Raw genomic sequence first — 15,669 nt, 5'->3', positions numbered from 1 at the left:
AGCATTGCTTGTACGGTTATCCCTCTTTGTTCAGTCTCGTGTAAAAAAAGGCGGCAAACAAATGTATTTCCAAATCCTGAATTCAGCTAAAATAGATGGAAGACTATCTAGCATTTCTCTCAAATAAACGGGGACATGACCGTTTATTCATAAAGGAGGATACCATGACAACCTTGCTGGAGGTAAAAGGGGTAACGGGTGGGTACTCTTACAACCACGCTGTAATCAAAGACGTCTCCTTTCACATACGCGAAAAGGAAATTGTAGCGCTAATCGGGCTGAATGGCGCAGGCAAAAGCACGACCATCAAGCATATTTTAGGACTCTTGGAACCAAACGCAGGCGAAATCAGCATTGCGGGGAAGACCTTTCAATCAGACCCTGAAAACTATCGTTTGTCTTACGGGTATATTCCCGAGTCACCCATTTATTACGAAGAGCTTACGCTGTGGGAGCATATCGAGTTAATGGCCATGAGCCATGGGCTGGACCAGGAAGTTTTTTATGAACGGGCACGTCCTCTCTTAAAAGAATTCCGCATGGAAGAAATGAAAGACCGATTTCCCCAGCAGTTTTCCAAAGGCATGAGACAAAAGCTCATGATCATGATGGCGCTGCTCGTACAACCGCCTCTGTACATCGTGGATGAACCGATCCTGGGTCTGGACCCTCTGGGGATTCGTTCTCTTCTCACGTGGTTAAACCGTTGCAAGGAGCAAGGGGCTGGCATTCTGATGTCCACACATATTTTGGCCACCGCCGAAAAGCATTGTGACCGATTCATCATTATGCACAAAGGCGAGATTAGAGCCCAAGGAACGCTAGAAGAGCTTCGGGGTATTACAGGGCTCCCAGATAGCTCCTTGGACGACATATACTTGCATATCGTAGAGGATGACGGCCAGTGAAAATAGACGTAGATCAATTATTTCGCAAACGGTTCCATGCCTTTTCAGTCGAATTCATTCGATATGCCCAGTACATGGCCAATGGCGGCCTGATGTTCGTCGCGATCTTTTTGATGGGCTTGCTCGCCTTCTACTACCGCAGCATCATCGCGATGATCCCACCCTGGTTCCCTTTGCCGTATGCCATGGCTCTCGTAATTGCTTTTGTCGTTGTGAGAAGCCCCCTACGCACGTTTTTATTGGAAGCGGATTTGCTTTTTTTGACTCCGCACGAAGTAAGGCTGGATCGCTATTTCCGGAAGGCGCTCGTCTACAATTTTGCTACTCAGAGCATCGTGGTGTTTATCGTCCTGCTCCTGCTCATGCCTATGTATACAGAGGTCGTAGGTGCACAAGGCGTGCAGCTGTGGGTTTATTGGTGCATTCCCCTGCTCTTGAAGGGGTGGAATGTTTACAGCAGTTGGACGTTCTTACGTTTGCCAGATCAGAAGAAGATCGGATTCTATACGCTCGCTCGATTTGCCTTTTCGTATATCCTCCTCGCTTGGGTATTGAGTGAAGGACAATTCTTACGCGTGGGTATGATCCCATTTGGTGTTCTGATCTGCGCTGCGCTCTTGATCTGGCTCCATTTGCGAATGTTGACCTATAAGAAAAAACATTCCATACAATGGTATCGCCTGCTGGCTATCGAAAGCGGCTTGCGTCACCGCTTTTATCAGTTCATGAATAACTTCCGGGATGTCCCTGCCATGCAGCACCAGGTGAAGTCACGCTCGTGGCTCATTGCCCTGACGAAGCTTCTGCCTTATCGTCAATCAACAGCAGGACGTCATTTGTTTACCAAAAAATTTATTCGATCTGGTGACTTTGCGGGTATATACTTCAGGCTCATCCTGCTATCCGCCTTCCTGGTCCTGATTTTGCCAGGCCCATATGCAAAAATCATTGCCGGCCTGCTCTTTCTCTTCATGACTGCCAGCCAGATCGGCACCCTCTGGCGCCACCAGCAAAAGCGAAACGGGTATGCGATTTTTCCGATTCGAGATGGTCAGTTGAAACAGTCATTTAGCTGGCTGCGCATGATTCTGTTGGGTTTTCACGGTGTAGTTCTTGTGCTCATTGGGTTATTGTAGTTAAAGAATGCTTTTTATCAAATGCCGCTTCTTCCCTCCACTACAGCCACAAAAAAAGCAGCTCTTCATCAGTAGAAGAGCTGCTTTTTTATTTATTGATAAAGTGATTTGTTTAGAGTCGGAACGTATCCACCTTGCTGCGCAGCTCCTGAATGCTGTCTGTCACCTGCTCCGTTTCAGACACGAACTGATCAACGTTTCCACTGACCTCATGCATCGTAGCAGATACTTCTTCAGTAGCTGCTGCTGTTTGTTCCGAGATGGCAGTAACCGTCAACACGGATTCATTCACCTTGTTCTGACCTTGCTTCATCGTCTCTACGCTCGCCATGACATTCGCAAGCGACGTCTTCAAGGTATGCGTCATGTCAGATAGAGCCGTAATGCCTTGTGTAACGGAATCCAAACGCTCTGTACCCGCGTTGTAGCGATCCAGCGTCGCATTTGTCTTTTCCGTAGCTTGTCTTACCTGATCTTGAATGTCTTTGATGCTCTCCTGAATGACGTGGGTTGCCGCACCTGTCTGTTCAGCCAGCTTGCGAACTTCTCCCGCTACCACTGCGAAGCCTCTGCCCGCTTCGCCAGCACGCGCGCTCTCGATGGCTGCATTCAACGCCAACAGATTGGTCTGTCCGGCGATTTGCTGAATCGTTTCAATCACGTCGTTAATTCGGCTCGATTTTTCTTCAAGAATCGCCATTGTATTTTGCACTTCATGAAATTGTTTGTTCGTCTCTGTTCCATCTGCCAAAAACTCTTGCAATACTTTGTAGCTGCTCTCTCCGATATCGGACACGCGATTGGATACTGCATCCATCTCGTCCATCGCCGTATTCAATTCAGACAGCTCGCTCAAGAATTCTTGAACCGTTTGCACCGTCATCTCCATCGCAGTTGCTGTCTGCTCATTCCCCTGCGCAATCTCTTGGCTGGTAACCACGATATTTTTGTTTTGCTCGCGGACAGAGTTGGCACCTTCCCGAATGGAATTCGCCATGCTGTCGATATGCTCGGTTGTCTCTTTTACACCGCCAATGATTTGACGCAGCTGTGTCGTCATCTCACCAAAAGCAACGACAATTCGGCCAATCTCGTCTTTTTTGTTGGAAACAGAAATCTCTGTAGACGTGAGATCACCAGAAGCAATACGCATAGACGCCTCTTGTACAACTTGCAGTGGACGCAGCATCTTCTTGATCAAAAAGAATACAGCAACCAAAGCAATAATCGTTACGACAATCATAGAGAGAATGATGCGTGGCATGGTCTCATCCAAAACCTGATCATTAATCAGTTCCACTTTGTCTGCCGCAGTATCTACACCTAGCACCGCAATTACTTGACCAGATGGATCTTCAATCGGTGCGAATGCACTCAGGTAGTCCCCGAACACAGGGTCTTTGACGATTGGCGTACTGTTCGATCCGCCTTCCAGGGCAGGAGCAATGTCAGCTATGCCAGTAGAGGTTGTCTCTTGACCGATTGCAGATGCTCCCTTTGCTCCTTTCGCCGTTCCATCCACCATAATCCTTACCTTTTCACCGTCTGCATGAAGAATATAAACATAAAGGGCACCTGTTTTTTCGGTGTAATCAAGCAACAAATTTCGGATAGACCAGTAGTCGTCAGATTCTTGTGGCTGAGATATAAATTTCGCTATCTTCTCTGAGTCAAGCCCTTGGGAGATATGCAAGGCTGTGTTGATGCTTGAGCGCGAGAGTGTCTTTTCAACAGTAGTTACGCTATTTTCGTAAATCATAATAATATTGATTGCCATCATGACGGCAATGATCACCGCTACAAGAGCAACGACCCGTGTTGCCAAGCTCTTACTCATCCTGTTTCACTTCTCCTTCGCCGGTTACGATATGTGTATTGCGGACTACCCACCTGGGAGCAGATGCATTGTTGCGGGAGGTTTTGCCTTTTCGTAAAAGGATCAGCATTGTTGTTCTCACACGGTGATACTCGATAAAAAAAACACCCAAAAAGGGTGCTTTTCCTAAACACTCCCTACCAGTCTTATCGACAATCGGTAGTGATTTAATTAGGACTTTTGTTGGGCAATCAGGAAAAATCGATGGGTAGGAATATCGATATACCCAACCGCTTCGATTTTTTGGTGCAGATCGAGCAAGGCATCCGCGTACTTTTCTACAGTAAAGTCGCGAATCTGCCATTCGATCGCCTTCAAGTAGTAAACAATGGCACCGATATCGTAAAAACGTGAAAGGCTCATTTCCTCTCTTTGCTCCACAATCGTAAGACCGACTTCCTCCAGCTCGTTCACTGCATAGGCAAGATTCCAGTGCAAGTAATCAGGCGGAATTGGAGCGCCCAGCAATCGATTCAGGTCGAGATTGTCTTGACCGCCTACTTGCTGAGTGACAAATGTGCCCCCTGGCTTCAACAGGCGCTTCATTTCAGACGGCAAATAAGCTTCATGTCGATTGATAATCAAGTCGAGTGACTGATCCTCAAAAGGCAATATTTCTTCCCCGTCTACCGGATACACACGAACACCCAAGGGCTCCAGATTGGCTTTTGCCACAGCTACATTCGGCTCATAGCCTTCTGTCGCATACGTCTCCACAGGGAACGGCGCAAGCGTAGAAAACAGTTCTCCACCGCCTGTTCCCATTTCCAGCATAGAGCGAATCCCAAGCATGTTCTTTTTCACGATATTTACGTAGTTCCAGCCAAGTGGTGCATCCTGCATCCTGCCTGTCGCAGTCAATCTGGCAAAATCCCACCCAGCGAATGGTGCCTCCACTTCCTCTTGAAAGCTTTTGATCCAATCCTTATTTTCCATTTCTGCTTCTCCTCTCATTTATACCAGTCTGTTCATTTCCAAACCAGACGAGGCAGGAGGAGCTCGAGCGCGTTGTTACGTTTGTACAAAATCAAAGGACATGAGAAAAAGCCCCCTTCCCAATATTCTGATAATCCGAGAAAGATTACTAAAATTGTAATGTATATCCTGTATGTAGATCAAGCGCACTTCTCCGACTTAAGGCGGAGTGAAAATACTGCCTCGGTACGTTTGGTCTTTAGCCGTTTCTCTATATCATTAGTATCGAACTAGTAAACAGGAGGAACTGATCATGGCTGATTTTGAAGTGCTTGCCGGGATTCATCAAGGATTGTTTCTGGTCCTTCTCATCGTCATGCTGGTCCCAACAATCATGGCAAACCAGCTCGTTTTCCGTCCGACGAAACGGGCTTTCATAAGCAGTGCTCGCATCACTTTATGTTTTTCATGGTCGGCCCTTTTTGTATTTGCGGGGCATTTGGTGATGACGTGGGTTCTGTTTGAATCCTTTGGTTGGCTTTACATAAAGGATACGTTGCTTGGCTTTTTACCTTTTATTTTTGTTCCATTGCTCTTTTGCCTTCTCTCTACTTTTCCACGATTGTGGGAGTTGACCGGGAAAGGCGGCAGAGAGTCAAGGCAGTCACAAGTAGATACGGATTATACCCGCATTTTGTTACAAGAGAAAAATGCTAGGTCTGCAAAAGCAAACTCGCCAGATCTAAACGACGCATTAGATGCAGAGTGGCGAGGAGACGCATCTTGCCCCGAATTGCTCGTTCCGCTACAAGCTAGCGTCTTGAGTTGTCTGATCGCACTCTTTCTTCAAGTCTTTTTTCCGGCTGTTACGCTGGAACCGTCCATTTTGTTTCTCGCTTGGGGCGTATTATTAGCCGGGGTCTCCCTGCTCTGGATTCAGCAATCGTGGCAGCATCAATACCATTCCACTGCGGAAATTTGGGTAAAACCACGTCGCCTACATCGCTTTATCCGTTTTGCCACGTTTCTTCTGATGACTGCTTTACTTGCGACGATCTGGGGAAATCAAGCGATGATAGCGAGTCGCCTTCCCGATCATTCACCTTTGGGAGGTCAGAATCAGGACGATCACGCTTTCCCCGATTTCGTTTTCCCTGTAAAGGCGAGTGCCCATTCGATGCCTTCCACAGGGAAACTTGGAAGTGTCGATGGGCCAACAGAACCAAAACAAGAAACCCCGGATCGAACGTTTTCGCTGAACGCACAGAAAACACCCATCCTTCAAGCATCAGGAAAAACCGTAGAAGCATGGACCCTGAACGGACAATATCCCGGGCCTGAGCTGCGTATGAAGCAAGGGGAGCTCGTCGAAATCATCCTTTTGAACAAGGATATTTCCGAAGGGATAGACATCCACTGGCATGGCATGCAGACTCCCGCTAGCTATGATCGCATTGCAAAAGGAGAAAAATCTGTTTATCGTTTTCGTGCAGAACAAACAGGAACGTATTGGTATCATTCTCATCAGCAAATTCCTGAGCAAGTAGTGAACGGACTGTTCGGCGCCCTTGTGATCGAGCCAGCCGAGGCTACCACTACAGGCGCACCCATCCGCGACATCGCCATGATTCATCACAAGGACGAAAAGGCAGGCGCGATGTTAAACGGCTCACATACACGAAAAATCGAAACAGTTACTCCTGGCACAACGGTTCGCCTTCGCTTTATTAACGCAGAAAATGCTCCTGTCACCTACTTGCTGCAAGGAACTCCTTTTCAGGTAGTAGCGATTGACGGAACCGAGGTAAACGAACCGAATTTGATTGCCAATCAAGCCTTGCAGCCGGGGGCAGGCGGTCGATACGACATTCAGTTTACGATGCCTAATCGTCCCGTGCTATTTGCTCCAGCTACAAACCAGCATGACAAAGGGCTACTCTTACGTCCAGACGGGTCCGAAGATGCTGTGCCCTTCTTAGATGCAGAGCTTTCTGTCTTTGACCCTGCACGTTACGGCAGTCCGATTGCGCTTCCTTTTGATCTCTCTTCCCATTTTGATCGGGAATATCAACTGCTCATTGATGGTCAGTACGGATTTTTTGACGGTCAATTCGAGCGTTTGTCGACGGTAAATGGCGACTTGCTTCCTGAGACGCGAATGATGATGGAAGAAGGGGATCTCATAAAGCTGACTTTCGTCAACCGCAGCTTCCAGGATCAATCGATGTATCTGCATGGTCATCACATGCTCATCTTGAGTCGAGACGGCAAAAAGGTGACAGGAAGTCCATGGTGGACGGACACTCTCCAGGTAGCGCCAGGTGAAACCTATGAAGTTGCTTTCCGCGCGAATAATCCTGATGCATCAATGGAAGAGAGCCTGCCTACAGGTGACACTGCTTTTGGTATAGCAATCCCGCTCGTGTATGAAGAGCATCTCTAAAAAGAAAACAGCAGTCCGTAGCGATTTTCGCCAGGCTGCTGCTTTCTTTTTTGTCTGTTACTGAGACTTTTTCCGGTTCTTGGCCGCCAATAGTCTGTTTAACGTTTCGTCAGGCTGTGTTTGCTTCTCCTGCTTCTCTTTTGCCTGCTCGTTCTTGATTGCTGCTGGCTTCACCCGATTTCCAGCCGTCCCTACCGGATGAATAAGAGGAGCAGATACGACTTTCTGGTCATCTATCCGCTCTTCACGTGTCCGTCTTGTCGCAGAGCGCTTCTCGCCGAGGCGAGACAATACTGCCTGTTGTTCAGAATCGGCAGACGTGGACTTGCGCAATCTCCATAGACTAGATAGCCTTGCCCACCATTGATCTGGCAACTGCAGACGGCGAACGGCGATATCGATTGGCAGCAGCAAAGCCGCCAACATCAGCAACCACTCACTGATTGACTGTGTGTCCCATTTATCAGGAAGCGTGCCGCCAAAAGCTTCTTCCGGTTTGGTGATCTGATTCCCGCCACCGGCACTTAGCCACTCTTGAAGTTCTTTCTCTCCATCGGCATGTATTCCGTATTCGGGTGAATAGGAAACAGTCAATCCAGTCGTTTGGCTCGCCATGACTCGTCCTTGATTTTTTTGTGAGATCTGAATCATGTAAGTGCCCGGATCAGCAGTCTCGAATTCACCCTCCATGACGCCTGGCGCAACCGGCTTAAGCTTGATGACCTCTCGCTTCATCTCTTGATTGAGAACCACTGCCTCCATCTCTTGAGGCATGCTTCCACCAGCTGGCATCGTAACCCTCACATTGCCTTTTGCGCCGTTCACGCTCGTGGTCGTCTTCCAAGTGCCTTCTGTAATTTGTGGGAAAGTCCATGCCACGATTTCGTTCCACAGACGGCTGTTTCCTCCCCAAGCCACCCAGTCCGGTGACCACTTCCCTTCCAGATCACTCGTCCAGGCGACAGAACGCCCCAGGCCGTACTGCCAGCGGGTGAGAATCGGATCATCGTCAGCACTCATCAAGGATGATTCAGCTGTTTGCTTCGGTGTTGTTGCTATATACGCTCGCACTGGAGGCAATGTCTGCTTCAGCGTAGGCCATGCTCCCATCCCTGTATAGCCTGGTACTTGGGGCTTCTCTACAATAAAGGTGCGACTGGCTAACGCTGTTTCCTTACTGAAGATTTTCGGGATAGATTCGGCATCGTTGGCAAAGTAATATCTGCCCTTTCCTAACTCGGCAATCATCTCCAGCAGCGACCTATCCGAATCATCACCCAGCGCCACAGTTGAAACGGTAATATTTTCAGCCGTCATTTGTTGTAGCAGGCCCTCGTAATCATCGCCGATTGCAGACTGCCCATCTGTGAGCAAAATAACATGCTTGCGCTGGGTGTTCATCGCCTTTACACGTTCGTAGCCCAGCTGTAAGGCAGGGAAAATATCGGTCCCGCCATCCGCTTGGATTCTGCTGATCTGCTGTTGGATTTCATCCAGCTTCGTGACAGATTGTGGCGCTACGACATCCCATGGCGCATCGTCAAATGCGATCACCCCGATGTAGTCCTGTGCATTCATCATGGTTGTCGCTCGAATTGCGGCTTCTCTAGCCAACGCCATCTTATCCGCACCTCTGGCATCGGCACTCATACTGCCCGATTTATCTATGACCAGTTGGAGCCCGAGCGTAGGGAGCTGTTCCTTCCCTTTCAAATCCATGTGAACGGGCAATGCCTCTTCGATTGGTGTCTGGAACCAGCCACCCATGCCGAAGCTATCTTTCCCCCCTGTCATGATCAAACCAATGCCCAAATCACGTACAGCGGTCCGCATCCGTTCCATATCCGCATCAGTCATGCTGGTAGCAGGCACATCTGCCAGTACGATGGAGGCAAATTGCTTGTAGCCCTCAAGCTCCTTTGGCAGCAGTGCAAGATCGCGCAGCTCCACCTTGATATTGCCCGCTTCCAGCGCTTGAATGAGGTTGCTGGCGGCACCTGGATGCCCTTCGGCTACGAGCACGACTGGTGCCCCGGCTACCTGTGTGTAAGCAGTAGCCTGATTGTTCGCCGCTACGGTATCTTGTCGCGGCTCGATTTCCACGCGATAGCGATGGAAGCCCTGCTGCATCGCTTTTTGCGAAAAAACGAAGCGGTTGTTGCCCTTGCCGATCTGTACCGTTTGCTGGCCCGCCTCTCGATTGCCTTCATACAAGCGTAGGGTTGCCTCGGTTGCTATTGTACTCTCCACATCAACGGTGATGCCGTATTCCTCTCCTGCATACAGTCTTTGCGGTACCTGTACAGATGAAAGAACGACCTCATCCCCGTGTGGCTGCTGTAAGGAAACAGCCTCTACAGCGATTCCTCGCTCCCTCGCCAGTCTTGTCTGCCGTGCCGCATCTCCGTTTGTTTCCTGACCATCTGTCAGCAAGACGACTTTTCCTCTTGCATTGGTAGGGATCATGGCAGACGCCAATCGGATTCCTTCTGCCAAATTGGTTGCATTCCGGTTGACATCCACGCCCAAGGGCTGTACCTCTTGGCGTATCGTCAACGGTTGATCAACCGCTGCCTCTGCACCTACTGCAATGACAGCATACTTATCTGCTACTTGCTTTTGCCCGATCGCCTCGCGCAGAAAGGAGAGAACCCGCGGATCGTCCTTCATAGAAGCGGATCGATCTACAACAAACACAATCGTTTTCGCCTGAACAGGTGTCAACAGCTGTGTCCCTGCCAACGCCAACACCAGAAGGAGGAACAAGAGCGAGCGAATAGTTGCAATTGTCGCCTTTCTGGCGATTGGCATTTGCTTTTGATGTCGCCACCAGCTGATGATGACGTACGCAACGGGAAGCAATAACAACAGGAATAGCGGCTGTATAAAGTTAATACCCACGCTGATACACCCTCCATTCCACCAATAACACCAAGAGAGCAAACGCCGCCAACCAATAGGTCAACTCCTTCGTTCCCAGTGCTCCTGTTGTGTCAGTCGCTGTTGCTTCCTCACTCTCCTTTTGTTCTTCGGCATTCTTCCGGGCAACGCTCACAGACTTTGGTGTAATATTCGATTCTTCCTCATTCATTTGGACAGTAAAATACGTACTTTTGGTCCCGGTATCTACCCCTTCGTCAAGACGATATAGTCCGGTCATCTCCGGTAGTTGCATCGTTTTCGACGTGGCGTCCTCCGTAAGAGACTGCTGGTGTCCATTCGGATACGTCAAGGTACGTGTTGTCGCTCCAGGTGAGAGTGGGATGGTCAAGACCTCTCCCGGATGTGCCGTGGGGATTGGGGCTGTTTGACCAGGTGACAGCCAATTGACGATATTTTGCATGAAAATCGGAAAAGCAGGACGCAGTGGAAAGTCCGATGCATGCAAATCAAATCCGATGATGACCATTCGACGACCGTCTATGATCCCAGCTCTGACCAGATCGACATCGCCTGCGCGTACCAATGGCTTCATACCAGGCATCTCGTCCAATACGTATCCTTTGGCGACGTGCACATCCCGCCAATCTACGTGCTTGAGCAGAGGGTCATCCGGGGAAACTGGCCTTGGCTGTTGATCCAGTTCTTTTTCCCCAGCAAGCGGTAACCACTCTGTTTTCTTGTTCGGAGCAATCAACAAAATGTTTCCTTTTGGCAACTGTTCTGGCACGACTCCGTCAAAAACCCACAAGTCACGCGCAGCCGCCGCTGTAACCGGTGCCTGCTGAATCGTTTCCACCTCAAGACTTCCGACTGTCTGCAATACTTGATGGAGGAAGCGGTTCCCCTCTGGCGAATACAACGCTGCCTTTCCCCTCCCGGCAGCGAATGGCACGCTCCACATGACATTATCCTGGGAAAGTCCGTCCTGCTCCGGTTCGATGACTGCACGATAGACGCTAGACACCGCTAGCTTCTGAAACGAAAATGTCTGGGAGCTACCTGCCCCAATCGCAAAAGAATCGGTATCCAGCAACTTGTCTTGCTCATCAAAAATAGTGACTTTTCCTTTCGCAGGCATACTGCCGTGATTGTCCACCCGCAGCAGTCCCTCTACCCCTTTTTCCGTCGGCTGGGTCACAAAAACACCGATTGCGGTATTCTCGCGGGTGCTTCCCATCTGCATAAACTGAAAGCTCCCGGAAAAAGCTGGAACTGGGCCTCCATCCAGCTTGCGTTCCCCGCTTCCGTCCCCCATCCACACCACTCCACTACCTGGTTCATTCTCTGCAATAGCTCCCGCTAATGACAACGCAGCGATTTGATCGGATGTCCCGGAAAAAGGCGCAAGCTTTTCGATGGCTTGCAAGAGCGGCTCTTTGTCTGCACTTTTGGAAACCAAAACATTCGGCTCACGCCCTGCCTCGATGAGGGTCATTGTCTGGCTACTTCCCAGCTTCTCTACGAGTGCTTTTGCCTGTAAAACGGCTCGTTCTAGCCGCGTCTCGTTCCCTTCCTTCGCCATCATGCTCCCTGATGTATCCACGACCAAAATCGTATGGTCGGATGTGATTCCCTCAGTGGGAACGCCCGGTCGTATCAAAGCCAGCACGAGCATGCAGGCAACGAGCAGTTGCAGCAGCAACAACAGGTTACGCCGCAGCCTTTCCCACGGTTTCACCGCTTCCCAGTTTTGCATCGTGCGCTGCCACAGGAGTGTACTTGGTATGACACGATCCTCTACTTTTCGCTTGAGCAGGTAGAGGACGATGATGGCCGGGATAATCAGCGCAAACCACAAGTTGCCCAAACCCATCCACTGCATGTAGTCTCTCTCCTCTCTAGCGAATCAAGCCGGCCTGACGAAAGACATGGAAGACAATCGATTCCAGCGATTGTTCCGCCTCTACAGACACGAAGGCGATCCCTCTTCCATAAGCAAACGCGGACAGTTCTTGTTGATAATCTTGCAAGCTCTTGTGGTACTCTTCCATCAAAAGGCTGGTCAGGGATACTTCTTTTGCTTGCCCGGTCTCTGAATCTATCAACCGCAGCTCTCCCGCATACTCGGGCGCAAGCTCTTCTTTGGAAAGCACCTGAACCAGCGTGACCTCTTGTTTGGCCGCCTGCAAATACGCGATGCCTTCCGTATAGCCTGACTCGAACAAAAAGTCCGACAGCACGATAGATGTGCCAGCTTTGCCGCTGACAGCCCCAGGCTGACGCATTGCCGTTTGAATATCACCTGCTTCCCCTTCTTGCAGGGAAGATAGGAAGCTGAGCAAGCGATGTGCCTGACTCTTTCCTTGCAGCCCGGTAAGTGCTGCCGTAATGCGGCTGTCAAATGCATAGACCGACACATGATCGAGATGGCACAGGGACAAATAGCCAAGAGCCGCGGCAATCTCGACAGCTCGGGCCATTTTGTTCGGTTGCCCGTAGCTCATCGAGCGACTGCAATCGATATACAAGTTCACATGAAGCTCTGTTTCATCCAAGTACTTTTTCAAAAACAGCTTGCCTGAACGGGCATACGCATTCCAATCGAGCTGCCGCAAATCATCGCCGGGAACATACGCCCGAAAGTCCGCGAACTCCATGGAGCTGCCCAGCTGTCTCGCCCTTCGCTTGCCTGCCTGGCTACCGCTGACCGCTTTGCGGCTAGCCATCTGCATTCGCTCCAGTCTGGCGAGCCATGACGGATCAAGCAGGTGTTGATTCATACTTTCTGCGTCCCCAGTTCGTCCAAAATATCCATAATGACGCGGTCTGGTCGGATGCCGTTTGCCTCTCCTTCAAAATTAAGGAAAATGCGGTGGCGCAACGCTGGCAGAGCAACTGCTGTCACATCCTCGTATGCCAGATTGTATCGGCCAGCCAATAACGCACGTACCTTTGCTAAGGAGACAATCGCCTGCACGCCACGTGGACCTGCACCGTTGCGCACATATTTGTTCACGGAAGCAATCGCCTGTTCCCCCGGATGCGTCGCTAAAAGCAGCTTCACGGCGTAATCTAGTACCGCATCGGCAACCAGCACTTCACGCGCTGCCTGCTGAATCTCAGCAATTTGCTCGGCTGAAGCCACTTTTTCCACGGTGATCACCTGACTCGTGGTCGTTTGCCGCACGATCATTTTCAGTTCTTCTTCCGTCGGATACGGCACGTCGATCTTCAATAAAAAGCGGTCCATTTGCGCTTCTGGCAACGGGTATGTCCCTTCCTGTTCCAGCGGGTTCTGTGTCGCGAGAACGAAGAATGGCGCCGGCAGCTGACGAGTCACACCGCCGGCAGAAACGGTTCGCTCCTGCATGGCCTCCAACAGAGCGCTTTGCGTCTTCGGCGTCGCCCGGTTGATTTCGTCAGCCAGCACGACATGAGCGAAGATCGGACCATGTTGGAATTGGAAAGACTGCTGACCCTTCTCGTCGACCAACAGGATGTTCGTTCCAGTAATGTCTGTCGGCATCAGGTCCGGTGTGAACTGAATACGCTGAAACGACAGCTCGAAGGCTTGAGACAGTGTCCGAACAAGCAGCGTTTTGCCCAATCCGGGTACGCCTTCCAAAAGCGCATGTCCACCTGCAAACACGGCCCACAGAAGTTGCTCGACCACATCTTTTTGTCCTACCAATACCTTTCCAATCTCCTGCCTGACAAGCTCTACTCGCTGCAAGCAATCCTCTAGCGTTTGCTGCGCCATCGCCGTGTCTCCTTCCTGTTGTTGAATGATCTAAGGCTCAATTTTGCTGAAATAATCCTTTACGATCTGTTGGTAATCGCCGGGAATACTGCCCTTTTCCATACTTTCACGGGCAAATTGCTCATACTGGCCGTACACTTCCTCATACGGCAGTGTTCCACCGGAGGAGACTTGTGTGTTTCCGCTTTGCTGCGACTGGGAAGGTCCTGACCCGAGTGTGCCTCCGACTGTATCAACAGGTCCTTTGTCCCCACCTATGCGATCTGCCGGGACGGTAACGAGCTCGTGTTTGCCTTTTCCTAACCCGGCCCCGCCACCTTGACCGCTTCCTTGACCGCCGTTTCCATTTCCATTTCCGTTGCCGTTGCCATTACCGTTTCCGTTTCCATTCCCTTGCCCCGAGCCATTATTTCCATTCCCGGACTGGTTTGCCGGGTTCGTCCCTTGATTGGGATTGGTACCTGTTCCCGGTGTTGCCGCAGTTGGCTGATTCCCGGGTGTCCCCGATGCTGGAGTCGCCTGGCCTGTTGCCGCCGTACCTGCCCCAGCTCCACTCGCTCCAGCATTTCCTGCTTGTGCGCCTGCACTGGCAAGCGTCATCTGCGACTGATTGAGCGAAGCAGCGGCATGTATAGCTGCAAGCATGGCTTGCTGAGATTGCTGGATGCCCGTCATCGCTTGCATCAAGCTGTTCTCGAGCGCAGTCATTGCTTGAGGCATTTGTCCTTGCGCTGTTTGCTGGGCTGCCTCCGCCAGTTGTTTGGCGATATCCTCCAGCTCCTTCGAGTCGGCAGACTCTGCCTCTTTTTTCAATTGTTCTGCTGCACTTGCGAGTTCGCGGGCGATCTCTTCCCGCTCTTTTTGCGGCATGCTTTCCATGGCTTTTGCCATTTGTGCCAGGGCCTCGGTCATCGCTTGTCGATCTTTCGCTTCCATCGCGCCAGCCAAGGATTTGGTCCCTTCTTGATTACCCAAGCTGCGCTGGAGTGCTTGCAGCGCTTTTTCTTTGTACTGCTCTGCATCTCTGACCTTCTCCAATTGTTTTTCCGCAGCGCGCAATGCATTTTGACGTTCTGCCGGATCGTCTGCTTTCGCCAGAGCCTTTTTTGCCTGCTCAAGCATTTCCTCCAGCTGCTTTTTCTGCGCGTCGGTTAAGCCTGTATTCTTTTTCACGTCCTGCTTGATTTCTTCTACTTCTTCCTCGACCTGCGCGATTGCTTTCTTTTCCTCTGCTATCTGGGCCAGTCGCAAGTCTTGCGGATTCGGCCAAAGAAACAGCACCAGGCATACCAATAGCAAGCTGCTTGTGACATACACCTTTTTTTGGATCAGCGACCAGATGCGGACGCTCTCTACGATTTGCGGCAAATTTTTACGCAGATGCTGCAAGGCGTCTTCCCTCTGCATACCCGCTACCATCGACTGATTCTCTTGATTCTCCCATGCTGTGACGACTCGCTGAGCCAAACCATTACCGTCTGCCACTTGCGCACAGTGGAGCCAGGTAGGGCGCATCCAAAGCGCACGCACCAGACCCGTGATGACAACAAGCACTGGCAGTACTACCGCGATCCATTGGTAAAACGGAATCGGCCAGATGCGGGCAAGGAGGAGGAGCACCAGACTCGCCCCCATTCCCCACAAACCATAGACCGTTAGCTGCTGTATCCATACACGCAAGCCCAATTGCTTTCGAATAGGCGCAAGCAGTGACTTCAGCTCGTCGTTCGATTTAGAGGTAAACATGG

10 protein-coding genes are annotated in these 15,669 nt (G+C 50.6%); 3 read left to right on the top strand and 7 right to left on the bottom strand.

Features of this window, described 5'->3' with window-relative positions:
- Nucleotides 1–164: 164 nt before the first annotated feature.
- On the top strand, nucleotides 165–908 hold the full coding sequence (locus HP398_RS13485; protein WP_173622838.1) for an ABC transporter ATP-binding protein: 744 nt from the start codon (nucleotides 165–167) through the stop codon (nucleotides 906–908).
- Nucleotides 905–2,044, top strand: coding sequence for an ABC transporter permease (locus HP398_RS13480; protein ID WP_173622837.1), 1,140 nt, complete (start codon nucleotides 905–907; stop codon nucleotides 2,042–2,044). The genes HP398_RS13485 and HP398_RS13480 overlap by 4 nt, the downstream gene beginning before the upstream one ends.
- A gap of 112 nt (nucleotides 2,045–2,156) precedes the next feature.
- On the opposite strand, the gene HP398_RS13475 is transcribed toward HP398_RS13480, so the two are convergent.
- Both HP398_RS13475 and HP398_RS13470 read right to left on the bottom strand, forming a co-directional pair.
- Nucleotides 2,157–3,881 (bottom strand): methyl-accepting chemotaxis protein, encoded by a 1,725-nt coding sequence (locus tag HP398_RS13475; RefSeq protein WP_017251594.1) that lies wholly within the window; start codon nucleotides 3,879–3,881, stop codon nucleotides 2,157–2,159.
- Between the two features lie 210 nt (nucleotides 3,882–4,091).
- Entirely contained in the window at nucleotides 4,092–4,856 is a 765-nt protein-coding gene (locus HP398_RS13470; protein WP_173622836.1) for a class I SAM-dependent methyltransferase, read from the bottom strand.
- A gap of 292 nt (nucleotides 4,857–5,148) precedes the next feature.
- Here HP398_RS13470 and HP398_RS13465 point away from each other — a divergent pair, with 292 nt between their 5' ends.
- Nucleotides 5,149–7,278, top strand: a complete 2,130-nt coding sequence (locus HP398_RS13465) for a multicopper oxidase family protein (RefSeq protein WP_173622835.1) — start codon at nucleotides 5,149–5,151, stop codon at nucleotides 7,276–7,278.
- 57 nt (nucleotides 7,279–7,335) lie between these two features.
- Here HP398_RS13465 and HP398_RS13460 read toward each other — a convergent pair whose 3' ends face one another.
- From HP398_RS13460 to HP398_RS13440, 5 genes are read right to left on the bottom strand one after another with little or no spacing between them, the layout of a single operon-like run.
- Entirely contained in the window at nucleotides 7,336–10,179 is a 2,844-nt protein-coding gene (locus HP398_RS13460) for a VWA domain-containing protein (RefSeq protein WP_017251597.1), read from the bottom strand.
- Nucleotides 10,169–12,043, bottom strand: a complete 1,875-nt coding sequence (locus HP398_RS13455; protein ID WP_173622834.1) for a VWA domain-containing protein — start codon at nucleotides 12,041–12,043, stop codon at nucleotides 10,169–10,171. Before HP398_RS13455 ends, HP398_RS13460 begins: the two co-directional genes overlap by 11 nt.
- Before the next feature lie 16 nt (nucleotides 12,044–12,059).
- Complete coding sequence (locus HP398_RS13450) at nucleotides 12,060–12,941, bottom strand: DUF58 domain-containing protein (RefSeq protein WP_173622833.1); 882 nt, start codon at nucleotides 12,939–12,941, stop codon at nucleotides 12,060–12,062.
- On the bottom strand, nucleotides 12,938–13,921 hold the full coding sequence (locus HP398_RS13445; protein WP_017251600.1) for an AAA family ATPase: 984 nt from the start codon (nucleotides 13,919–13,921) through the stop codon (nucleotides 12,938–12,940). The genes HP398_RS13450 and HP398_RS13445 overlap by 4 nt, the downstream gene beginning before the upstream one ends.
- 30 nt (nucleotides 13,922–13,951) lie before the next feature.
- Nucleotides 13,952–15,667 (bottom strand): hypothetical protein, encoded by a 1,716-nt coding sequence (locus HP398_RS13440; protein WP_173622832.1) that lies wholly within the window; start codon nucleotides 15,665–15,667, stop codon nucleotides 13,952–13,954.
- Nucleotides 15,668–15,669 lie beyond the last annotated feature (2 nt).

The organism is Brevibacillus sp. HB1.4B, from assembly GCF_013284285.1.
Lineage (GTDB): Bacteria > Bacillota > Bacilli > Brevibacillales > Brevibacillaceae > Brevibacillus > Brevibacillus porteri.
The sequence above is the reverse complement of the archived record's forward strand: the minus strand, read 5'-3'. Positions and strand labels throughout refer to the sequence as shown.